A 23899-nucleotide genomic window follows, 5' to 3' on the forward strand; every position below is an offset into this window, starting at 1 on the left:
CCGAGCGTCTAGCTGACCGAGCGTCGATGGCGACGCACGAGCAGACCGGCTCCAGCGATCAGCGCGAGCGCCGCGGCGATCGTCCAGCCGATCAGACCTGCGCCGTCACCACCGGTCGTCGCCAGCGCGCCGTCAGAGGCTCCGTCAGAGCCCTTGCCGTCCGTGCCCGCACCCGAGCCGCCAGAGCCGCCGGGCGTGCCGCCATCGCCGTCTCCGCCGTTTCCATCACCATCACCCGGGCCCGGGTCTGCAGCGGGCAACACCGTGAACAGCTGCACCGGCGAGACGTCGATCGCGCCGTACGGATCACTCGTGCGCACGTACCAGCCGCGCTCCCCCACCTCGGCCAGCGGCCACGTGGCCGACAGGATCGATCCTGACTCCACCTGCTCGAATGACGCGATCTCGTTCGCCGTGAGGATTTCTGCCGAGAAGGCATCCGTCCCCAGTATCCGCTCGACCGTCGAAATGCCGAGGTCTGCGAACGACAGCTCGAACTCCTGCGGGGCTGCCGCGAGCGTTGCGTCATCCGAGTTGTATTTGCCCAGCAGGCCGCCGTTCGCGGGGTCCTCCAGCGACGGGGAGAACGTGCGCACGATCATGCGCTCTCCCACCGTGTCGAAGTGCAGCAGGCGCAAGAAGCCCTGACCGCCCTCAGGAAGGCCCTGATAGTCGAACAGCATTGAGTAGACGTTGCGATCCATCACGCCATCGCCGTCGTCATCGAACTGATCGGTGCGGGTCAACGCGCTGTGGTAGTGCCCGGAGAACACCATCTTCACGTTCGGGTTGGTCGCGACGACCTCATCGAGGATCCGCTGCGGCGTAGCTCCCAGCCCACCCGTGGTGAGGATGAACTCATGCTGCGCGATGATCGCCACCCGATCGGGATACTGCGCGAGCACCTCGTTCATCCAGGCGATCTCGACATCGCCCGGACCCCACCCGGTGTAGACCATGATGAAGTCGATCCCACCCGCCGACAGCAGATCGTAGTGACTGCGATTGTTCTGGTCGCTGCCGCCGTACCAGGGGTTGCCCGCGAACCGATCCTCACCGAAGTACGTGCCGTAGTTCGTATAGTCGATCACCGAGTGGCCCACGTCATGGTTGCCGGCCAGCACACCGTACGGCAGACCGGCCTCGTCGAGGCGGCGGTACTCCGGGTCGGCGTTCTCCCACTGGTACGTCTGGTCGTAGTCGTCGACGATGTCGCCGGTGTGGAACAGATACTGCAGATTCAGCGTCTCGCGCTGCGCGAGCAGATAGCTGTGGATCGCCTGCTGGTGACGGTACCGGTCCTCTTCGGGAACGAGGTTCTCGTTGTAGTACTGGGTGTCGGACTCCCACCCGAAGGTGAAGTCGTACTCGGCGCGCGGAGTATCCAACGGGTGTCCCGGCGTCACGCCCGATTCGCGCGTGCTCAGATCAGTGCCCGCGAATCCCTCGGAGTGCTGGATCAGCACCCGCACGGCACCGTCGTGCGCGTGCGCGGTGACATCGATCGCCGCATCCAGCGTGAACGAGCCCTCATCGGCCGCGACGTGCCGGGTCTGCTCGGTCCACGCCGAGCCGTCTGCGGCGAGCGCGTACAGCACCACCGTCGCACCGGCGTTCGCGTGACCAGACCACGACACCCGCACGAGCGAGCCGTCGCCGGCGTCACCCGTGGCAACGTCGAAGAGCTGGTACGGGAACGCCTCGTTCGAAGACACATCTGCGGCGAGGCCGTCGGCGCTCGACAGCATCCGGATGTCTTCGTCGCTCAGTAGCTCGGGCTGCGCGCGATCCAGGCTCTGCGCGTCGTTCACCGTGCCCGACTGCAGTTCGATATCACCATCCGACAGGTCGACGCGACGGCCCTCGAGGAATGACACGTCGAGCACGTCTCCGGTCGGGTCTTCGACCTTCGCCTGCAGGGTCACGTCTCCTGCCTCGACCTCTTCGCCTTCGGCAGGCGACAACGCACCGGCGCTGGGCTGCTCGTCATAGGTAATGAAGCTCGTGGTGTATTCCGAAACGTTGCCCAGAGCATCCGTCGCCGTGATCGCGAGCGTGTGCGTACCTGCGGGCAGCACGACGGACGAGGTCTCGTACGGGAGCGGGATCTCGACTCCGTCGAGCATCGCGACCGTCTGCCCGACACCCGCTCCGGCGTCGGTCACCTCGGCGTCGATCGAGATCACGCCCTGGAATGCCGTGCCGTCGACGATCTCGGTCGTGACCTCCGGGCCGGTGTTGTCGACGTTCACGGTACGCGAGACGGTGTTCGCCGCATCCGTAGCCGCCACGACCGCCTGGCCGTCGTCGTGCGATGTCGTATTCCACTGGGCCGTGACCGCAGAGAATGCGTCATCCGGCAGGGTGAACCGTGCCTCGTAGAAGTCGAACTTGCCCGCGCTGTCGCCCATCGAGAGCACGGTCTCGGGGTTGTCGTACCCCTGCGGGAAGAGCGTGCGCCCGTCAGGGAGGATCATGCGCAGCCCGCGGATCACGAAGTCGTCGTTGTTCTCGAACTCATCGATCTCGGGGGCCTTCTTCGTGCCCGCCCAGACGCTGACGACCAGCTCGTCGCCCTGACGCACGTACGACAGCGGCACCGGGGTCGAGATGGTCTCCCAGTTCGAGTAGGTGCCCTTGTCGAAGATGTTCAGCACGTCATCGCCGATGCGCACACCGTTCTTGAAGTAGTAGTCGGTGTTCGACGTCTCGAACGCGAACACCGGCTCCGACTCGAGGCTCGTCGCGGTCTCGAGCGCATTGCCGTTGACGTCCAGGGCGATCTCTGCCGGGTACTCGTCTGACGCAGCAACAACCGTCTCGATGCCGCCCTTCGCGGCACCGCCGACGTACGCGCCGTCTTCGAGGCCCAGGCGCAGCGGCTCGGTGGAGACGCCCTTCACGTTGACGCGAACGGTGTCGAGCGTCGTCGTGTGCGTGCCATCGCTCGCCGTGACCGAGTACTCGAACCACGACTTGCCCGTGAGGTCGACTGCGGGGATCGTGTGGACGTACGCACCGTCGCCGGCATCCGACATGTTGACCGCCGGCATCTCGCCGTCGACGTCGTTGGCCAGCTCGAGCGTCACCGTGCGCGTCAGCACGTCGTCCGTGATGCCGAAGCTCAGCACGAAGTCCGCGGCCGGGTCGATCTCGCCCGCGGTGCGGTTCTCAATGACGGGAGCCGTGGTGTCGGGCGCGGGGATCATCAGCCCCGCGGGCACCTGGTCGGCCTGGATCGCACCGGGGGTCGCTGGAGTGATACCCAGAATGCGCTGCAGCGTCAGGTCGTCGTCGCTGGTGACGTAGCGGATGCCCTGATCGACCATCGTGTCATCGGCGCCGGCGAGGTTGTAGTGACCGCGGTTGATGGAGTGACCGGTGTTGGTGATGACCTCAACTCCGCGCGGGGTGCCGTTCGCCATTCCGCCGGAGAAGATCTCGACGAGGTTCTCGCCGAGCGTGAGAGTCGTGCCGAACGCGGCGTTAAACTCCGCTGCTCCGAGCTCGTCGTTCGGGCCGTTCTTGATCCACAGCACGAGCGTCTCTCCGGCCGGGATCACCACATCGGCGGGAGTCGCCGGCCACCGGCTCGTCTGCGTGTTGGTGTGCTCATCGACCGCGTAGAGGTAGTTGATCGAGTAGTCGCCGAAGTCGATCGGCTCGCTCGTGGCGTTGTACAGCTCGATGAACTCGAATCCGTCAGAGGCGCCGACGTTCGTCGAGTCGGGCAGCAGCTCGGTCACCTGCAGCGGCGCCGCGACCACCGAGGGATCGGGCTGCGGGTCGAACTCGGGCTCAGGCTCGGGGGCGTGTGCCGTGAGAGCGTCGGGTGAGATCACGCCCGGCGTCGGGGAGGCCGCTTCTTCGAGAAGCGGCATGCTGTGCTGGGCGATGTCGCCGGGAATGCGGAAGTGCGCGCTCAGGTCAATGCCGACCGAGCCTGCCGGATAGTACGACCAGCCGACGATCTCTTCAGCCTCGGCTACGTCTTTCACAACCCGGATGCCGCGGCCCCCGCCGTTCGCCATCCCGGCCTGTCCCTCGATCCGGATCACCCGCGTCTCGGCGGGTGCGCCCCAGTGGCCGCGGAACTCGTCCGCCGTGTGCGCGAAGGAGTCCAGGGTCGCGGTCGTGTAGCTCAGCCACATCACGACGGTCTCGCCGGGGGCGATCGCGGTCGGTGCGGCATCAGTGTCGGCATCCGTCGTCACCGTCAGCGCGACGTCACGAGTGCGGTCATCGGAATCCGCGAAGGAGTAGGCGAACGAGTACCCGCCGGTGGTCTCGGACGTCTGCAGATCGATCGGCTGGTTCGTGGTGTTGTGCACCTCGAAGTACTCGAAGGCGTCGGTGCCCGCGTTATCAGGTGCGATCTCGGTGACCATGAGCGGCCAGTTCGAAGCCGGCCCTGGCTGCGGCTCTTCGGGCTGCGTCGGCGCCGGACGCTCCAGCGCGATCGGCAGCACCGTGCCGGGGGTGCGCTCGGACTGCAGGCCGAGCACGCTGAGGCTTTCCGGCGCACCGGCCGTCTCTGGTGCGGCCGGCAGACGGAAGTGCACTCCGAAGTCATCGCCCATCGACCCCGCCGGATAGTGCGACCACGTCAGCAGCGCGTCATTCTTCAGAACCCGGATGCCGCGGTCTCCGCCATTGGCCATCCCCGCCTGGCCCGTGAGACGGACGACCTGGGTAGCAGCATCCACCCCGTGGTAGGTGCGGAAGTCATCGGCCGTGTGGGCGAACGAATCGACAGTGCCGCCGGTGTAGCTCAGCCAGAGAACAGCGGTCTCACCTGCGGCGAGTACCAGCGGCTCGGCGGTGAGCGCGACGTCGCGGCTGCGGTCGTCAGAGTCGGCGTAGGAGTACGCGAACGAGTAGCCCTCGGCCGCAAGATCGATTGCCGCGGCGGACGTGTTGTGAATCTCGACGTACTCGAACTGGTCGCTGCCGACGTTGTTCGCGACGATCTCGGTGACGATGATCGCGGGGGCGGCGGTGGCGGCTGCCGTCTTGGCGGGCGCCGCGGTGGCGGTCGCCGTCTTCAGCGCGTGCGGCGGGGCCGTGACGGATGCCGCGACCGGACTGACCGGAAGCAGCGTGGCGGCCAGCACGGTCACGCCGAAGATGGACGGGAGAGCAAGAGCAGGGCGGCGCAGGAGCACGTGGACACACCAATGGCTGGGGAAGTCGACAGGGACGTCCCGAAGCTATTGATGCGTCCGCAACGAGCGGTGTCGCACACACCCGACCTGCGTGGCCGTGAGGTTGCCGTCAGGTGAACTGGCACGCGCTACAGCGCGAGGCGCTCCTTGACGACCGCGGCAAGCCGGTCGGCGTAGGACTGTGCGGATTCAGCATCCGCCGCCTCGACCATCACGCGCACGAGCTGTTCGGTTCCGGACTTGCGCAGCAGCACTCGTCCTGAATCGCCGAGCTCGGCCTCGATGGCGGCGACGGCGCTCTGCACGCCCTCATCATCTGCGCAGCGTTCTCTGTCGACTCCGCGCACGTTGATGAGCACCTGCGGGTACACCGTCATCACGTTCGCGAGCTCAGCGAGGGTCTTCTTCTTGTGCGCCATCTCAGCGACCAGGTGAAGGCCAGTGAGCACACCGTCACCGGTCGTCGCGAACTCGCTCATGATGACGTGCCCGGACTGCTCACCGCCCAGCGCGAAGCCGCCTGCATTCATGTCTTCGAGCACGTAGCGGTCGCCGACAGCAGTCTGGCGCACGGCGATGCCGTGCTCTTCCATCGCGCGGTGCAGGCCGAGGTTGCTCATCACGGTTGCGACGAGGGTGTCCTTGACGAGGTGACCGCGCTCTTTCATAGCCACCGCGAGGATCGCCATGATGCGGTCGCCGTCGATGATGCGGCCGTCAGCGTCCACGGCGAGGCAGCGGTCTGCGTCACCGTCGTGGGCGATGCCGATGTCGGCGCCCAGACGCACGACGGCCTCAGCGAGGTTGTCGAGGTGCGTGGAGCCGACGCCGTCGTTGATGTTGATTCCGTCGGGCTCGGCGCCCATGACCGTCACGGTCGCGCCGGCGGCCTTGAAGGTCTCGGGTGAGACGCCGGATGCCGCGCCGTGCGCACAGTCGAGCACCACGTGGATGCCGTCGAGCGAGTGCGGGAGCGAGCCCAGCAGGTGCAGCTTGTAACGGTCTTCTGCGTCGGAGAAGCGCTGGATGCGCCCGACGCCAGAGCCGGTGGGGAGAAGCATCTCCCCCGCCATCGCGGCCTCGATGCGCTGCTCGACCTCATCGGGGAGCTTCACGCCGCCGCGGGCGAAGATCTTGATTCCGTTGTCCGGTGCGGGGTTGTGCGACGCGGACACCATGACGCCGAAGTCGGCGTCGTGGTCGCCGACGAGGAACGCCAGGGCCGGAGTGGGAATGACACCCGCGTCGAGAACGTCGACGCCGGATGCTGCGAGGCCTGCCGAGACGGCGGCCACGAGGAATTCACCGGAGATGCGCGGGTCGCGGGCGACGACTGCGGACAGTCGCTTGCCCTCGCCCTTGCGAGCCTCTGCAGTGCGGCCCTGGCCCAGGACGACAGCAGTCGCCTGGGCCAGGGTGAGCGCCAGATCGGCGGTGAGGATGCCATTGGCAAGCCCTCGCACGCCGTCCGTGCCGAAAAGCGGCATCGGAGTGGTGATCCTTAGCGCTTCGAGTACTGAGGCGCCTTGCGGGCCTTCTTCAGACCAGCCTTCTTGCGCTCGATGACGCGAGCGTCACGAGAGAGGAAGCCGGCCTTCTTGAGCGTTGCACGGTTGTTCTCGACGTCGATGCCATTCAGCGAGCGGGCGATGCCGAGACGCAGTGCGCCGGCCTGGCCCGAGTCGCCGCCACCTGAGATGCGCGCGATGACGTCGTACGCACCCTCGAGGTTCAGCACCTTGAACGGGTCGTTGATCAGCTGCTGGTGCAGCTTGTTCGGGAAGTAGTCCTCGAGCGTCCGGCCGTTGACCGTGATGGTGCCAGAGCCCGGGATCAGACGCACGCGGGCGATGGCCTGCTTGCGACGACCGACGGCAGCGCCGGGGACGTTGAGAACCGGACGGGGAGCCGTCTCGGTTGCCGCGGCCTCAGGGCTCGAGGTCGAGTAGTTCTGCGGAGTTTCGGTGGATTCGATGTCAGCCACGAGTATGTCCTTAGTCGTTACGGCGCTTACTGGGCGACCTGGTCGAGGGTGTACGGCTGGGGCTGCTGCGCGGCGTGCGGGTGCTCGGCACCGACGTACACCTTGAGCTTCGACAGCTGCTGACGGCCCAGGCTGTTCTTGGGGAGCATGCCGCGGACGGCCTTCTCGACAGCGCGGACGGGGTTCTTCTCGAGGAGCTCCTCATAGGAGACCTTCGACAGACCACCCGGGTAGCCGGAGTGGCGGTAAGCCATCTTCTTCTGAAGCTTCTGGCCGGTCAGGGCAACCTTGTCGGCGTTGATGATGACGACGAAGTCGCCGGTGTCGACGTGGTTGGCGAAGGTCGGCTTGTGCTTGCCGCGCAGGAGCGCTGCAGCGTGGGATGCCAGGCGGCCGAGAACGACGTCGTTGGCGTCGATGACGACCCAGTCACGCTGGATTGTCGCGGCCTTCGGGGTGTATGTGCGCGTCACAATAGTGCTGCTTTCTTGTTCGAACGGAGAGGTTCGTGAATCCCACTCCGGGGTGGTTCTCTTCGAAGCTCGCTGAGCTTGTGAAGCGGAACACGCCAGTGGAGGGCTCACGTTCGTGCGCCCAGCAGTAGGGCACCAAGGAGATAGCCTACGGCATTGCGTGTCACCCAGGCAAATGCGCGCTATCAGGACCGGCACCTTCGATGAGCTGGTCGAGCCCAGCCGAGTAAGTCGCGGGCGGCGGTGGTGGAGCCTTCGAGACCACCATCTTCACGACCGCAGACTCGGAAGAGGCGAACCGCAGAGTGTCCGCCGAGGCGAACGTGCCCTGCAACAGGTAGGCCTCGACCGCGAACCCGGCAGCGATGCGTCTCTGAAACTGGGTGAAGCGATGCGCCGAAGCTCCGCCGCGCGCGTCGATGCCGACTAGGTCCTCCTGGTTGACGAGGTTGGTCACATAAGCGAGCCGTGCGGCCTTCTTGGTGAGCGTGTTCGGGTCCCTCGCATCGGCTCCACCACTAACAGCGACGGAATCAGACAAGGGGCGGCACGGAGGAATCCGTACCGCCCCACAGCTATTGCCGTCTTGCTCAGGCCTCCAGCCGGCGACGCTTAATGATCAGCAGCGCACCGCCACCGATCAGCGCCACCATGGCCGCGATCAGACCCGCTGGGACGAGGCCTCCACCGGTGGTGGCGAGATCCGGGATCCTCTCAAACTCGTTGTCGAGCGAGATCTCGGCATCCACGCCTGGTTCGCCGGTCACTGTCACCACGACCTCGGTGCCCTCCCCGTCGATCGCGACGTCCGCGGACTCGCTCGACCAGACCGCACCCAGCCACTTGGCGTTCGCGGGCAGGCCGGTCGCGGAATCCTCGGTGAGGGCGACCTCGGTGCCCAGCGGCAGGCCCTCGATCACTCCCGGCGTTCCCGCCTTGAGGTCGAGCGTCACCCGCTGCTCTTCGCCCATGAGGTCGGTCCACGTCGCGATGACGGGGAACACGACATCCGCCGGGACGACATCCGAGTCGCCCGAGAGCGTCTTTCGCACCCATAGGCTGCCGAGCGACGCTGTGGCATTGTTCGTCAGCACCACGTCGACGTCGGTCGCCGCGCCGATCGTGATCGTCGCACTGCCGTCCCCGTGGAGCACGATGCCCACGGCATCCCAGATCGGAGCATCCCACGTGAATGCCGCGCCGTCGACCGGCGCGTGCTCGGTGAGCGTCACCTCGGTGCCGTGCGGCAGGTCGCCACCGAACGGCACGACCGTGCCGTTGGTCGGGACCGTGACATCCTGCGCGAACGGCTCGCCGTCTTCGAACCAGGACGCCGTCACCAAGACCTCATCCGGAACATCAGAGTTGTTCAGCAGGACTCCCGAGACGTCTTTCGCGAGATTGAAGGTGCCCGGCGCCCATGTCGCCTCGTTCGTCACCGTCACCAGCGTCGCGTCGGTGTGCTGGTCGGACACGATGATCTCCGCGCTGCCGTCACCGTTGTCGGTGACGCCATCGCCCGTAATCGTGATCGAGTCCCAGATGACCGTGTCGATACCGGGGCGCTCGCCCTCGGTGATCATCACGACGGTACCCGCGAGGAAGTCATCGCCGAGCAGCGTCGGCTCCACCGCGTTGATCGTGATGTTCTTCGACTGCTCGATGCCCTCACCGTCGGTCCAGGTCGCCGTGACCGGGAACTCGGTGTCGGAGTCGACCTCGCCCGTCGCTTCACCAGCGATGCCCTTGATCAGGCTGAGCCCCGCGACAGAGGTCGCCGCGTGGTTCTCGAGAGTGACGGTGGCGGCAGCATCCCGACCGATGGTCACGACCGCGTCGCTGCCTTCGACAGTCACTCCGGTTCCTGACCAAGTCGGCGACCCCCAAGCGATGCTCGAGCCGTCGCTGAGCGGCGTCTCGGAGAGCGTGACCTCGGTACCGATGAGCAGGTTCTCACCGAGCGGCAACGGAGTGCCATCGGTGGGAACCGTCAGCGTCTTCGTGCCCTCCGTGCCCTCCGCGTCCCAGGTCGCCGTGACGGTGACGCTGGCGGGGACGGCCGGATTCGCGGCCTGCTCGCCGGTCACGGTCTTCACGAGCGAGAAAGTGCCGACCGTGCGCTCGACCGAGTTGGTGAGAGCGACCGATGCCGGTGCCGACGCATGCGCGGCGGTGATGGCCACGCTCGCAGGGCTGAACACCGGGGTCCCCCAGGTGAGCCGATCATCATTAGCCGGGGCTGCCTCGCTGAAGGTGACGACCGCGCCGATCGGCAGGTCGCTCAACGTGGCAGGCGCGCCTTCGGTCAGATCGATCACGCGGTCCGGCTGCGCGGGGAAAGTCGCGCCCAGCGCGCTCGTGTCGATCTTCGCGGTGACCTTGTAGTTCTTCGCGTCATCGACCAACGCTGCCGCCCCACCGGTCACGGCCTTGACGATGCTCAGCGACCCCAGCTGCGCGGTGTTGGTGAGACCGACGGCGATGTTCTTGCCCGGGGCCAGGGAGACCGTGGCTACTGTTCCCCCATCGCTGACGATGACGCCGGCGCTCTCGGTGAAGACCGGAGTTCCGAAGGCGACGCCGGGGATCGAGGGGAAGGTCGGCTCGGTGATCTTGGCGGTCCAGCCAGTGCCGCGCGAGTTCGGTCCGCTGACCGCGTCGCCGTTCAACGGCACCTGACGGTCGTACTCGAGCTGCATCGTGCCGCTCGGGTCGAACTCCTGCACATGCACGGTGAACATCGCATCCGCTGGCACGAAAGCCGCACCCGGCGTATCGGCGATCAGTTTGCTGATCGCCATCGAGCCGCGCGGCACGCCCGAACCGGAGCCGCTCCCGCGATTGCTCTGCGTCACCGACTTCTCATAAGTTTTGCCGTTGACGGTGGCCGTGTTGCCGTATGTCGTGCCCGGAGCATCCATGCCGCCAGTCGTCGTACACGTCGTATAGCTGATGACGTACTGGTACTCGCGGCTGAAACCGGTCTGCGTCGTCTTGTCGGGCTGCACAAGAGTCGGCTGAGGGATCGTGAACGTCAGCTTCTGGCCGTCTTGGGCGACCGTGACCGTCTCGGTCAGATCAACGGTCTTGAGTCCGCCGTTGGTGATCTGGTCGCGTGCCTCGATCTTCAAGCCGAGCTGCGCGGCCGGGCCGCCGGTCAGCTCACCCGCCGTACACACCTGGTGCGCGTCGGAGAGCGTGTCGGTGACGACCAGGTCGCTCTCGATATCGGCCAGACGCTCACCCGGAACCGTGATGTCCCAGTTCATCGTCGTCTGCGGCAGGTGCTCGACGCCGTCGAGGGTCACGCCCTTGGTGTTGATGGAACCGTTCTTGCCCTCGGTGCGTGTCGGAACCACCGCTTCCACGGGGCGGGTGATGACTCCGTCTACATTCACGCTGTTGGAGTATGCCGTCCCTGCCGCAGGCAGATTCGGGTCGGTCACGCAGGTGTTGTACGTCACGACGTAGCGGTAGTCGGATGCCTTGAACTGCAGAGCCGCGGAATCGTTGATGTCGAACTGCACCTGGAAGACCTGCTCCGACTGAGACCGGATGGTCGGCGTCAGCAGCGCTGTGACATCGCGCTCCAACTGGGTGCTGGGTCCGTACTGCTCGGTGATCCTGATCCCGCTGATCGTGCCCGGCTTACCGTCCGCGGGCAGGCACAGTTCATGGCCGGCGCCGAGGGTCTCGGAGAAGGTGAAGCCGTCCTTGCCCTCGAGGTGATCGCCCGGGACCGTGACGGCCCACGCGATTTTGCCATTACGATCGCCACTGTCGAGGACGGAGCCCAACTTCGTGAGCTCCTCGTGCCACGACTGCGGGTTGATGCCGATGACTCCGGATGACGCATCACCCCAGATGTCGACCGTGGCCTCGTTGGTGTACTCGGTGGTCGCGGGGTCGATCTGCCCGTCGGGCGTGCAGGTGGCGTAGCTCACGCGGTAGGTGACGTTCGGGTCGAACCCGCCGTCGGGTGCGGTCAGCGCGATGGTGAAGTGCTGCGCATCGGTGCCGGGGACGACCGTGGCGATGCTCGACACGTCGACGACCTTGTCACCGCGCACGGTCTCGACCTTGAGCTGCGAGGGCTCGCAGAGGACGTGTCCGACGCCGAGCGTGTCCGCGATGTTGACCGTCTCGTGGCCCTGCAGGTTCTGACCGGGAAGATTGATCTTCCACGTCATCGACCAGTTGTTCGTGTTCATCTCACCGGTCTTGTCCCAGTTGTCAGGGATCTCGATGCCGTCGTCGATGCCGCCGCCGCCAGGGAGGACGATGGGAGTGCCTGCGCCGTTCAGGCTGAAGCTCAGCTCCTTTTCTGTCGTCGCCTCGACAGCCTTGACGTCGAAAGCGAACGTACCCTGAACGAGTTCGGGGTTTGCCTCGACCTCGTCGGTGAGCGTGCACACGACCTCATCGACCCCGGCAGTCGCCAGGCACGTCGCCCAGATCGCTGTCGATCCATCAGGACGCGGCCCGGTGAGATTGAACGGAACATCCGTGGGGATGTTGAGCTCCTTGGGGAGCCCGATCATGAAGGTGTCGCCCTTGTGCGGGTCAGCGGCAGACGCGTCCCAGGTTCCGCTGATCTCGATCGTGTCTCCGATCACCAGCTGTCCATCGACTCCCGTACCGCCACCCGTGGTGACCGCATCGACCACGATGGCGTTGTTCGCGGCCGCCATCGCCGTAGCCGGCAGCGCGACCAGCCCGACGGCGGTAAGCGTCACCGCGCCCACGGCCGAAACGATCCGTCGGATCAAACTCCCTCGACGTGCGGCACCGGTTTTATGGCGCGCTCGAATGTACTTCTCAGCCTGCACGAAGTGCTTCTCCCCTATTAGTCCCCAACAGGCGCCGTCAGCCGAAGTTTCTCCGAGACGACGCAAAGGTCTAATTTTATGAGTTAGTTCAGCGCAGGTACAAATCCGACCGCCGTCGCATGCCGATTTGAGAATACGCTGCGAATGCTCTACACCCAGCGGATCCTTACGGGTGCATTCACTCCGGGAACGGTGCGTCGGCACGGGTGAGGGCGCGCACGCGCGGCTACTCCGGGAACGGCACGCGCGAAGCGCGACCAGAGGGGGCGTTAACGAAGTCCGTCCCGGCGCGCAGGCGACTCTTCTCGATGTTCACGAGCGCGGACTCGACGGATGCCGCGAACACTCGCCCACCGGCATCCCCGGGGTGGGTGCCGTCACCGGCGAGGAGATCCTCATGCGGGGTGATGGCGCCCGACCAGTCGGCGATCCAGACGCGGCGGTGGCTGTCGGCGAACGCCTCGAGATCGGCGTTGACGCCGGGAATCCAGTCTCGTGGCGCATGCGCGTTGACGAGGATGATGTTGCGATCCGCACCGGCGATCTGCGCCATCTGCTCGAGCACATCCCTATCGACGGGACCGTTCGTGCCGAGTGCGACCACGACGTTTTCGCGGAGCGCGCCACCCGCGGCGAGGCTCTGCAGAATGTCCGGTCCCGCCCAGATCGACCGCGAAACTTCTGCGTCCACGGCGATGCCGGGGAACTGCTCGAGCAGTGCCGGCGCAGAGGCCAGCATGACCGAGTCCCCCACCGCGGTGATCTCGGTGCCGGCCGGAATCACGATCTGGTCTTCGGCCGGGGCTGGAGCAGGTGTGGGCGCGGGTGTGGTGGTGGCCTCGCCCAAGGCATCCTGTCCGCGAGTGATCGCGTCCGCCGCGGTTGTCGTGTGCGGCGCGCTGATGATCGCCGCGGTCGTGCCGCCGATGGCGACCAGCACGACCGCCATCGCTGCGATTCCGCTGAACCTGCTGAGCGGAGCGCCCGCGATCCGCCGACCGAGCGCGCGCAGCGCGAGACGGAATCCGTATCGGCGGAACGGCTGCTCCACGAAACGGTACGACAGCGCTGCAGCGGCCACTGAAACCACGAGCGCAGCGATTCCGGTCCACACCGGAATGCCCGCTTCAGGCCCGAAGCCCTGGGTGCCGACGAGCATCAGCACGAGCACCGGCCAGTGCCACAGGTAGATGCCGTACGAACGATCGCCGACCCACTTCAGCGGGGCGACATCGAGGCTGCGCCCGAACCACGAACCGGGCCAGATACCGACGAAGATGGCGAGGGCTGCGCCGCCGCCACGACGATCGCCGACAGCCCGACCACTCCCCCGAGCAGCGCAGCCGCGCGCGCATTCTGCGAACGCATCCATTCCCGTTCCGACATATTCGTGACGGCGAGCGCCAGCGCGATGCCGATGAGCAGGCCGAAGGCGTGCGCATCCGTGCCGAAGTAGGCGCGGGTGACATCACGGGACGCGACGAGCTGCGCCATCCACCACGCCGACCCACCCGCGGCGACGAGCATGAGTGCGACGCGCGGCCAGCGCCCTGGAATCAGCAGCACGAGCGGAAGAAGCAGCGGCCACACCACGTAGAACTGTTCTTCCACCGCCAGCGACCAGAAGTTGCGGAACAGCTCAGGCGCGGTCGCCGCGAAGTAATCGGTGCCGTCGGCGACCGCGAGCCAGTTGTAGCTGAAGGTCACCGCCCCCAGCACCTGACGCCCCATGCCCACCAGCAGGTCGCCGCCGAGCATCCAAGCCGCCGTCGCACAGACCGTGACGACGACCGCGAGAGCGGGGATCAGCCGTCGTGCGCGTCGCCGCCAGAAATCGACGAGGCGGCGCGGCGAACCGAGCCGCCCGAGCCTCGACGGACGCAGCAGAAGAGAGGTGATCAGAAAGCCGCTGATGACGAAGTCTGGTTCAGCATCTGAGGAGGGCGACTTCGCGGATAGATCGGGGCGAAACCAAAGCTCCAGCTTAGGCTGGGCCCGTGAGGATTCGTCTGGATATCGCCTACGACGGCACGCATTTTCGCGGGTGGGCGACGCAGCCCGGCCTGCGCACCGTGCAGGGCACTCTTGAGGCCGCTCTCGCACGTATCGTCGGCTCTGACGTGCGCTTCGTCGTCGCCGGACGAACGGATGCCGGGGTGCATGCCGCAGGGCAAGTCGCCCACGTCGATCTCGACGACGAGCAATGGGCGCGCATCGAATCGCGCCACGGGCGCGCAGCATCCGACCCAGCCGCGACGATCGCACGCCGCATGCGCGGCGTGCTCGGCGCGTACCCCGACGTCGTCGTGCACCGCTCCTCGCTCGCGCCGAAGGGCTTCGACGCGCGCTTCTCGGCGGTGTGGCGCCGTTATCGCTACCGGCTCGCTGACGACGCCGCCGGTTACGATCCGGCGCGCAGGCACGACACCACCAGCATCCGGGGCGTTCTGGATGCCCGGGCGATGGATGCCGCGGCACGCTCCCTCATCGGACTCCACGACTTCGCCGCGTACTGCAAGGCCCGCGACGACGCGACGACGATCCGCACCCTGCTCGACTACCGCTGGGCGCGGGATGCCGATGGCGTTCTCGTCGCGGAGGTCAAAGCCGATGCCTTCTGCCACAGCATGGTGCGCGCGCTCGTCGGTGCATGCGCGGCTGTCGGCGAGCAGCGCCTCGATGTCTCGGATCTCGCCGTTCTTCGCGATGCGTTGGAGCGCACGAGCGCGTTCAAGGTGCTGGCCGCACGCGGGCTCACACTGACCGAGGTCGGGTATCCCGCCGACGACCTGCTCGCCACCAGGGCGGAGCAGACCCGCGCGCGGCGCGACACCGAGTAGCGTGGCAAACGTGAAGGTCATCTCGTACAACCTGCGCAAGCATCGCGCCGCGACCGAGCTCGAGCAGCTCGTGGACCAGTACGCGCCCGATCTGCTGTGTCTGCAGGAGTGCGATGTCGACGCGCTGCCCGACGAGATCAGCGGTCTGGCCCTCGCCGATGCCACACACGGCAACCGCCTGGGACTCGCGCTGTACTACCGGAAGAACACTTTCCGGCTGCGGGACATCCGCACGTTCGGGCTGAAGAAGTCACTCCACGATCGGATGCTTAAGCCCGCGCACGAGCGCGTGCTCGGGGTACGGCTGCAGGACATCGACAACGGCCAGGAGTTGATCGTCGCATCGTTCCATGCGGCGCCGCTGACCGCGCTGAACTCGCTGCGGCGCAACCAGATCCGTGCCGCGCTGACCGAGCTCGAGTCGATGGGCGCAGGCCTGCCGCTGCTCATGGTCGGCGACTACAACTACCCGGTGTTCAAAGAGAATCTCGGGCAGACGGTCCGCGATCACGGGTACACCCTCACGCTCAGCGACGATCGCACCTACACGCGGTATCGGGTCTTCAAAGGGCACTACGACTTCGCGACTTCGGATGGGTTCCGCATCGACAGCATCCAGACCCTGCCTCAGCGATCGAGCGATCACCGCCCGATTCTGGTGACCACCACCATCGGTTAGCACTCTTACCCACTGTTCAGGTCGCAAAAGGGGTCGCTCTGACCTCACGAAAACGGCATAGTTCGCGACCTGAACTGGTTTCGGCGGTCAGCGCTCGACGAGAATTCCGTCCTCATCGGCATACAAGTGCTTGCCGACGCGGAACACGATCCCCCCGAATGCAAGGTCGACATCGATCTCGCCGGCACCGAGCTTTGCGCTCTTGCGAGGGTTCGTCCCGAGAGCTTTCACGCCGAGGTCGAGGTGCGAGATGGCGACGCTGTCTCGTATCGCCCCGTGGATGACAACGCCGGCCCACCCGTTGCGGACGGCCGACTCGGCGATCATGTCGCCCATCAGCGCGGTGCTCAGCGAACCGCTGCCGTCGATGACCAGCACGGCGCCGTCGCCTGGCGTGGCGAGTGCGGCCTTGACGAGCGCGTTGTCCTCGAAGCAGCGAATCGTGCGGATCGGCCCGTCGAAGGCCGAGCGTCCGCCGATCGAGCGGAACTGCATCGAGGTCGGTTGGAGGTCTTCGCCGAACTCATCGTAGAGATCTGCAGTGGCTTTGGTCATGCAGGCATCTTCGCATGGGCAGCTCTATCCCCCTGCAACTTGTGTGATCTACCTGGGAAGTTGCTATCTTGACCAACGTTGACTGTTCTAGCGGCGCTTGTCGCATACTCGGGGGGAATTGAACTTGAAATCGATACACCGCAGGTGGCTCACCACCACCGTGGCTACCGTGGGCGTTACAGCCCTCACTTTCGGCGGAGCGGTTCTTCCCGCATCCGCTGACGACTCGGCCGAGCCTGTCGAGCTCAACATCACCGCAGACAAGTACGAGCTCGCCGCCGCTCGCACCGGTGATTCCGCCGCAGAGATCGAGGCCAAGGAAACGGCCGAGCTGATCAGCGTTTCGGATCAGGGCTTCTTCTATTACGTCGACGAGGCGCACGAATCCCACGGCCTCTCGCTCTTCAACCTGCCTCAGGCTGAAGGCGCCCCCATCCCCAGCACCCCCGCCGCAGGTTCGCGTCCTGGCGCACCGGTCACCGTGTACCTCGACTTCGATGGCGAGACGCTGACGGGCACACAGTGGAACGCCTACGCGGAGATCCCTTCGCTGGCGTTCGCCGCTGGCACTGTGCCGGACAAGGCCGCTGTCTGGGCCGCCGTCTCCGAAGACTACGCACCATTCAACGTGAACGTCACGACCACGCGCCCGAGCCCCGACGCGCTGTACAAGACGTCCATTGGCGATAACGAGTACGGCGCTCACGTCATCATCACTGATTCCTACACCGACGTCCTTCCGGCCGCTGCAGGCTCCGGCGGTATCGCCTGGGTGAACGCTGTAGGCTCCGAGTACATGTCCGGTGCGCTCGTCTTCACCGAGGGCTCCGGCGGCGACGCCAAGAAGATCGCCGAGATCGCGTCGCACGAGTCCGGACACAACTTCGGCCTCGGGCACGACGGCATCGCAGGCTCCACCGACGGTGAGTACTACATACCGACGCAGGGCCTGTGGGCACCGATCATGGGCGCCGGCTACTACACGCCTGTGACCCAGTGGTCCGCCGGCGGCTACGCCGGAGCGACCAACACCCAGGATGACCTGGCGACCATCACCGATCGCGATGCGGCGGCTGCTTACTTGATCAACGTCACGCTGTCGGACGGCACCCCGTACGAGGGCAGGGTGTGTGTGCTCTCGGGTGACCCGGCGAACCCTCAGCCTGGTGACCAGTACCGCGCCTCGAATCCTGACGGCACCTGCGACCCGATCGGCGAACTGCTCACGCTCAACTTCACCTACACGGATCGCGCGAACTACGCTGCCGACACCGTCGGCGACACGCCCGCCACGGCAGCGGTGCTCGACAACGCTGACGACACCTTCGAGGCCGCAAGCGTCATCGAGACCACAACGGACGTCGATGTGTTCGTACTGACCACAATCGGTGGCGAGCTCACCGCCCAGGTGTCGGTCGCCGAGATCGGGCCGAACCTCGACGCCAAGCTGACCCTCACCAACGCAGCCGGCGCGATCGTCGCAGAGAACGACCCGGCGGCAGCGCGTGTCAGCATCAGCACGGCCTCGGGCCTGAACGCGTCGATCTCCGAGACTGGTCTCGCCGCCGGCGCATATTACCTGTCGGTCGAAGGAGTCGGCACAGGTGACCCGAGTACTGCGACACCCGACAACGCGAACGGCTACGTCAAGTACGGCAGCCTCGGCAACTTCACGCTCTCGGGCACTGCCGACGCCACCGACCCCATCGTGATCGAGACTCCCGCTGACGGTGCTGCTGTTGCAGGAGCATCCGAGATCGACGTCACCGGCACCGCAACTCCCGGCGCCCAGGTGACGCTCACCATCGCCGGCACGGTCGTCGACACAGTGACCGCTGACAGCAATGGCGACTGGGCCGCTGCTGTCACAGTGGGCCAGTACGGCAACACCGTGATCACCGCCTCGCAGACCATCGATGGCATCGAGATCGCCGGCACCGATTCGGTCACTGTGACCGCTCCTCCGGCTCCGGTCGCGGCTCCCGTGATCACGACGCCCGGTGCGGGATCGACGACGGGTGACACCACCCCGACGATCGGCGGCACCGGAGTTGCCGGCGCCACGGTCATCATCACGGTGCGGAACGCCGACGGCAAGGAGGTCTTCGCCGAGGCCCTCGTCGCGGCGGACGGCACCTGGTCTGTTGACCTGACCGGAGCGCTCGCTGACGGCACCTACACAGTCGTCGCGGTCCAGTCGCTGGGCGGGATCACGTCCGACGACAGCGCAGCGGTCGCGTTCACGGTTGCGGCAGCTCCCGGCGGCACCGGTGGCAACGGCGACGGCAATGGCAACGGCGGCGACAGCCTCGCTACGACCGGTGGCGACTTCAACGCCACGCCGTTCGCAGCGATGGCCGGTGTGCTGCTCCTCATCGGAGCAGGCCTGGCCGTCTACGCACGACGCAAGCACCTCTCCTCGGAGAGCTGAGTCGTCTGACTGAAGGGGCGGGGATCGGGTAACTGGTCCTCGCCCCTTTTTTTCGCCAGATCTCAGAAAGGATCCTTATGATGAGGGGCCGTTCGCACCACCGCAGGATGCCGCTCGCCAGGAGGCTGACGTGACAAACCAACCAGGACGTCGAAGTCGAGGACTCACGATCGCGCTGCTGATCGTCGCTGTCGTGATCGTTGTGGGAACCATCATCGTCGTCGTGTCCGCGACGCGCGGTGGCCAGATTTCAGCATCCGCCCGACCGTCCTCGTCTGCCCAGCCCGAGACTTCGGCGCCGGCCGATCCGAATACTGACACAGAAGAAGGCACCGTGCAGCCGTCGCCATCCCCGTTCACCGGAGCAGTCCTCCCCGAGCCCATGGGCGGCCAGGAAGCTATCGATGCTCTCGGAGACAAGATCGAGATCGTCGCGAAGCGCAACGCCATGACCGTCGAGGAGCTCGAGGAGCTCCTGCTGCGCGACAAGACCGCGCAGGTCTCGACGACGGGCTTCATCGTCTACATTGACACCTTCAAGAACGAAGGCTGAAGCAGGAGCGGGTCTTGGACCCGCGACCGCGCGATTATGCGTGGCAGCGCTGATCAGGCGCGACCGATGCGCAGCTCTCGCGGGGTCAGCCGATAGATGTCTTCCAGAGCCCTGCGCATACTGTCGCTCGATCCGAACCCGGCCCTCGCCGAGACGTCACCGATGGTCAAGTGATCGAACCGCGAGTCCTGCAGAATCGAACGTGAGATCCGCGCGCGTTCGCGGCGGATCTCACCGGCGATTGACGTGCCAGCCTCGGCGAAGATCACTTGCAGGTGCCGCAGGGACATGCCGACGGCTCTGGCTACCCCGGCTGGGTCGAGTCGAGGGTCCGAGCTGTCCGCGGAGATCGTCGCCATAGCGCGATCGCGCGCGGCGGCGCGGGGCGAGCCCGACGGCGGGTTCGTTCCCTGACGCGCGCGGAGGACTGACCCCGCCATCTCGAGCACCATCCGATCGACCGTCTGACTGTCGCCCGGCGACACCGGTTGCTCGCTCTCGACGGATTGCGTGAGAAACGCCCCCATCGCGCGCTCGGACACGCTGAGTTCGTCGAAGAATCGAGCGTCGTCGCCGAGCATCGGCACGAACTGCACCATCTGTTCGCGGGGCACCCGCGCAACGACGAAGCGCCAGTCGCTCACGAACCGTACCCGGTTGGGCAGGCCGCTTGACGCAATGATCAGCGGACTGCTCGACGCGACCCAGACTCCGGCGTGCAGATACTCGAACTCGCCCTGGTGAACGAAGATGATGTCGATGGTGGGCAAGTCAGGACGGATCGGTCGCCGTTCGATCTCGCTCGGGGAGCCGCTCACACCGATGACGAGGATCGCACCGAACGCACGCACCCTGGCGTTCATGCTCAGCTCACCGCTGACCCCGCGAACTCCGATCTTGGCGAGGTCGCGACTGCCGTACAGAGTGATCGAACGTTCTTCCAGGCCCTCTACTTCGGGGGCGGTCTGAGGGTACACCCGTTCATGCTACCCCTGAATGAGTGATCACCGGACAGCCCGACGAGCCACGCCGCTCCGCTGCAGGGAGCGGCGTGACGTGTCGATCACCCCTGGTCGTCGGAGCAGACGAGCCCGTCTTCCGGCAGGTCACCAGAGAGCAGGTAGCCGGTGATCACGTCGTCGACGCACACAGAGCGCCCAGTGAAGGAAGCGCCATGTCCCGCCCCTTCGAGGGTGACGAGCCTGGCATTGCCGAGCTGCCGGGTGAGCTCCTGCGCTCCCTCATAGGGGGTCGCGTGGTCGCCGGTGATCCCCACAACCAGCACGGTGGCATCGGGCGATCCGGTGAAGGTGTCGGTGATGTCGTCTCCGCTCCCGGGGAGCGCGTCGCAGCCAAGATTTGTGAACGGACGGAGGGATTCGTCCGTGATCTCGGGGCCACCATACAGCACGGGCATGCCCATCTCGTTGATGTGGTCAAGCAGACCGATGATGTTGGGATCATCGGGGAAGGAATGGCAACGCACGACCGTTCCCGCAAGACTGACACTCGCACCGCCGCCGGTCATCGCTGCGACGAGGTCGTCGATCTGAGCCTGGTCGCCCGCGAGCACGCCAGCGACCGTCTCGAGCGCTTCGGTACGCCCAGCGCCGCGCTTATACAGCGCCGTAGTGAGGTAACCGTGCAACGTCGAGCTTGTGAGCTCGGAGCCATCGCTGGCGAGGAGCGGCTCGGCCGCGAGTGTGTCCATCACTGCGAGGTATTCCGCCTCAGACGTGATCGGGCACGACGCCGCGTTGTATGCGGCGCCGCATTGAGCGAACAGTTCGACGACCTGAGTCGCGATCGCGAACTGCTGGTTGAACGAGCCGATCAGCCCAGCCCATTGCGCGGCCTCCGCACTATCGAGAACCATGCGTCCGACATTCTCGGGGAACAGCGTCGAATACGTCGCACCGAGCATGGTGCCGTATGAGTATCCGAGGTAGTTCAACGTGTCGTCGTTCACCAGATGGCGCATGAGTTCCATGTCTCGAGCGACCTGCGAGGTACCGATCGAAGCCGCGAGCGGCTGATCCGCGGCGCAAACGGCAAGGTTGATCTCGAAGACGTCCGAGACTCCATCGCACTCGAGAGGTGTGCTCCGGCCGATACCGCGCGGATCGAAGCCGAAGAGGTCGTACTGCGCCGTGATCTTATCGAAGCCGGGCGACAGGGCTATCCCGAACGTGTAGGCCAGCCCACTCGCACCGGGTCCACCGGGATTGCCGAACAGTGTGCCGAGCTTCTCGGCGTCGCCGGTAGCACCGCGCCGCGTCACCGCGAGCTCGATCGTCTCAGAATTGTCGGGATCGTTCCAGTCGAACGGCGCCGCGATCATGGCGCATTCGAAGGCATCAGCATCCCCGCCCATCGACTCCATCACCCCGACGAGGTCATCGGTCATACCGAAATCGGCGCCGCACTCTGCCCAGTCGATGGTCTGCGCGTACACTTCGGCGAAGGACTCGGCCTGCACATCGCTCGCTTTCGACTCCGCGCCCGTGGAACAGGCGGTCATTGCTAGTCCGGCGACGGCGAGCAGCGCGGCCACCCGAATAGTTCGCTTCGTCGTACTCTCACGCATACTGTCTCCCTCAGACGCACGCCTGTCATAGGCGATTTTCGTTATCCTGCCATCGTCCAGGACACGGAGCTGCCGCACAGCGACGAGCGCCGATCTCAGCGCGAATTGCGCGGGGGACGCGCGAATTGCGTCGCGCAGGACAGCCAGCCCTGCCGTTTCCGTAGGTGCGAATGCCAAAGTGGTGTCGCCGGCCGGAGCCGGACCGTGCCCCATCGGCGTATGAAACGGGTACAAAACCGGCACAGAAACGCGCCCGCCCCCATTGCGAGAAGAATTTCCCGGCTTAAGGTGCGTTCGGAGCCGGGAAATTCTTCTCGCAATGCCGGAGACGTGGCGGACTGGCCCCGCGACGACGCGCCCGACATACGACAAAACCCCCGACTTTCCGGGGGTTTTCATCTGTAGCAGGAGCGGGGCTTGAACCCGCGACCTCACGATTATGAGTCGTGCGCTCTCACCAACTGAGCTACCCTGCCGCACGACATCCGATCAAAAGAAAGGATGCTGCGAGCCCCGAGTCAGGATTGAACTGACGACCCCTTCCTTACCATGGAAGTGCTCTACCACTGAGCTATCGGGGCGCTGTCACCCGTGAAGGCAACCACACGAGAATACCATCACTTCGGCGTTCTCACGAAACCGGGACGACCCCGTCATAGCGACCAGCATTTTCCTGTAGCCACGGGAGCGGATCGATGGTCGCTCCATCGATGATCAGCTCGAAATGCAGGTGCGCTCCGAACGAACGACCGGTGTTGCCCACCTTGCCGATGACGTCGCCGACCTCGACCATCTGCCCCGCCTTGACGAGCAGAGATCCGTACTGCATGTGCGAGTAGTGGCTGGTGACCAGGTCGCCGTCGATCATGTGATCGATGTAGACGGTGACACCGTAGTTACCCCCGGTCTCGGTCGCGATCCGGACGGTACCGCCCGCAATCGCCTGAACCGGCGCACCATCGCCCGGGACGAGATCCAAGCCCTCATGCAGGCGCCCGTCGCGCATGCCGTAGCCGTAGCTCATGCCGACGCCCACCATGAAGGGCCACTGAATCGCGGCATCCGGATCGTTCGTGTAGACCGACGTCGAATAGTCGATGCCCTGCTCATGCGCGATGTCGATCAGCGACGCGGTCGAGAACTTATCGGCGCGTTCGATCGTGCCATTCTGCAGATCCGACGACGCGACGAACGCCTGGATCTCGTCCCCGCGGATTCCTGATCCGCGCTGTTCGGATGCTGCGACAAGCGACGCCGCTACCGAGGACTGCGCACTCTGAGCCGCAGCCACGGCCCCCGCCGGCAGCGTCATCGACACCGCGAGCAGACCGGCGACGCCCATGATGCCGACCGAGGCACCAACAGTGAGGAACCTGCTTCTCGTGCGCTCCTCCGGCATCGGCAGCGGCGCCGAGCGGAACGCGCTCAGATCCCGCGGCTCAGCTGCTCCGGCGCCGGTCACGTAGACGGGCAGACTCGGCGGGACGGCGAGGAACGCTCGGCATGCCGAGTTGAATGAATCGACTCCGTCTTCGCAGCTCGCCGGCTCAGCCTGCGACTGCTCGGCTCGCGCTCGCCTGATGCTCGCCCTCGTCAGAGGAGCAGGCTCAACGACCACAGGCTCGCGCTCAACGCTCTCGGGCGCAACATCCTCACCCTGTCGAAGCTCACGCAGCGCACGCCGCGACAGCGGCACGGCAGCGGTAGCGGCATCCACCGTGGCTTCTGCAGCGCGACGTCGCGAACGACGCGTGGGCGCAGGGCCAGCGAGGGAGGAATCAAAGGGCAAAACAGAACTCTCGG

15 protein-coding genes and 2 tRNA genes are annotated in these 23899 nt (G+C 65.8%); 4 read left to right on the plus strand and 13 right to left on the minus strand.

Features of this window, described 5'->3' with window-relative positions; translation table 11 throughout:
- Window positions 1-8: 8 nt before the first annotated feature.
- From ACTU6U_RS01820 to ACTU6U_RS01850, 7 genes are all read right to left on the minus strand, one after another.
- Complete coding sequence (locus ACTU6U_RS01820) at window positions 9-5165, minus strand: lamin tail domain-containing protein (RefSeq protein WP_443467447.1); 5157 nt, start codon at window positions 5163-5165, stop codon at window positions 9-11.
- Between the two features lie 128 nt (window positions 5166-5293).
- A complete protein-coding gene (gene glmM, locus ACTU6U_RS01825) occupies window positions 5294-6652 on the minus strand; it encodes a phosphoglucosamine mutase (protein WP_443467448.1) in 1359 nt (452 codons plus the stop codon).
- A 14-nt stretch (window positions 6653-6666) separates the two neighbouring features.
- Window positions 6667-7149, minus strand: coding sequence for a 30S ribosomal protein S9 (gene rpsI, locus ACTU6U_RS01830; RefSeq protein ID WP_443467449.1), 483 nt, complete (start codon window positions 7147-7149; stop codon window positions 6667-6669).
- A 26-nt stretch (window positions 7150-7175) separates the two neighbouring features.
- Window positions 7176-7622 carry a 50S ribosomal protein L13 gene (rplM, locus tag ACTU6U_RS01835; protein WP_417510404.1) on the minus strand — a complete coding sequence of 149 codons (447 nt, stop codon included), beginning with the start codon at window positions 7620-7622 and terminating at the stop codon, window positions 7176-7178.
- Between the two features lie 163 nt (window positions 7623-7785).
- On the minus strand, window positions 7786-8163 hold the full coding sequence (locus ACTU6U_RS01840; RefSeq protein ID WP_443467450.1) for a hypothetical protein: 378 nt from the start codon (window positions 8161-8163) through the stop codon (window positions 7786-7788).
- A 49-nt stretch (window positions 8164-8212) separates the two neighbouring features.
- Window positions 8213-12367: a DUF5979 domain-containing protein gene (locus ACTU6U_RS01845; protein ID WP_443467451.1), complete on the minus strand. Its 4155-nt coding sequence runs from the start codon at window positions 12365-12367 to the stop codon at window positions 8213-8215.
- A gap of 1302 nt (window positions 12368-13669) precedes the next feature.
- On the minus strand, window positions 13670-14554 hold the full coding sequence (locus tag ACTU6U_RS01850; protein ID WP_443467452.1) for an acyltransferase family protein: 885 nt from the start codon (window positions 14552-14554) through the stop codon (window positions 13670-13672).
- Between ACTU6U_RS01850 and truA the strand changes: the two genes are divergently transcribed.
- Together truA and ACTU6U_RS01860 are read left to right on the plus strand one after the other, a co-directional pair.
- Window positions 14449-15291: a tRNA pseudouridine(38-40) synthase TruA gene (gene truA, locus ACTU6U_RS01855; protein ID WP_443467453.1), complete on the plus strand. Its 843-nt coding sequence runs from the start codon at window positions 14449-14451 to the stop codon at window positions 15289-15291. The two genes, ACTU6U_RS01850 and truA, sit on opposite strands and share 106 nt — an antisense overlap.
- Before the next feature lie 10 nt (window positions 15292-15301).
- Window positions 15302-15970 (plus strand): endonuclease/exonuclease/phosphatase family protein, encoded by a 669-nt coding sequence (locus ACTU6U_RS01860; RefSeq protein WP_443467454.1) that lies wholly within the window; start codon window positions 15302-15304, stop codon window positions 15968-15970.
- A gap of 87 nt (window positions 15971-16057) precedes the next feature.
- On the opposite strand, the gene rraA is transcribed toward ACTU6U_RS01860, so the two are convergent.
- A complete protein-coding gene (gene rraA / locus ACTU6U_RS01865; protein WP_443467455.1) occupies window positions 16058-16525 on the minus strand; it encodes a ribonuclease E activity regulator RraA in 468 nt (155 codons plus the stop codon).
- A 169-nt stretch (window positions 16526-16694) separates the two neighbouring features.
- Between rraA and ACTU6U_RS01870 the strand changes: the two genes are divergently transcribed.
- Window positions 16695-18956: an Ig-like domain-containing protein gene (locus ACTU6U_RS01870; RefSeq protein ID WP_443467456.1), complete on the plus strand. Its 2262-nt coding sequence runs from the start codon at window positions 16695-16697 to the stop codon at window positions 18954-18956.
- A 130-nt stretch (window positions 18957-19086) separates the two neighbouring features.
- The gene (locus tag ACTU6U_RS01875; RefSeq protein ID WP_443467457.1) at window positions 19087-19509 is read left to right on the plus strand and encodes a hypothetical protein; all 423 of its coding nucleotides are present in this window, start codon (window positions 19087-19089) and stop codon (window positions 19507-19509) included.
- Between the two features lie 53 nt (window positions 19510-19562).
- Here the strand turns inward: ACTU6U_RS01875 and ACTU6U_RS01880 are convergent, their stop codons facing one another.
- From ACTU6U_RS01880 to ACTU6U_RS01900, 5 genes are all read right to left on the minus strand, one after another.
- The gene (locus tag ACTU6U_RS01880; protein WP_443467458.1) at window positions 19563-20486 is read right to left on the minus strand and encodes a helix-turn-helix domain-containing protein; all 924 of its coding nucleotides are present in this window, start codon (window positions 20484-20486) and stop codon (window positions 19563-19565) included.
- 86 nt (window positions 20487-20572) lie between these two features.
- Window positions 20573-22096 carry an alpha/beta hydrolase gene (locus ACTU6U_RS01885; RefSeq protein WP_443467459.1) on the minus strand — a complete coding sequence of 508 codons (1524 nt, stop codon included), beginning with the start codon at window positions 22094-22096 and terminating at the stop codon, window positions 20573-20575.
- Window positions 22097-22498: 402 nt separating this feature from the next.
- A tRNA-Met gene (locus ACTU6U_RS01890) sits at window positions 22499-22572 on the minus strand.
- 33 nt (window positions 22573-22605) lie between these two features.
- A tRNA-Thr gene (locus ACTU6U_RS01895) sits at window positions 22606-22677 on the minus strand.
- Window positions 22678-22727: 50 nt separating this feature from the next.
- A complete protein-coding gene (locus ACTU6U_RS01900; protein ID WP_443467460.1) occupies window positions 22728-23813 on the minus strand; it encodes a M23 family metallopeptidase in 1086 nt (361 codons plus the stop codon).
- Between the last annotated feature and the right edge of the window lie 86 nt (window positions 23814-23899).

The sequence above is a fragment of the Microbacterium zouquanmingi genome (genome assembly GCF_052266695.1).
GTDB lineage: Bacteria > Actinomycetota > Actinomycetes > Actinomycetales > Microbacteriaceae > Microbacterium.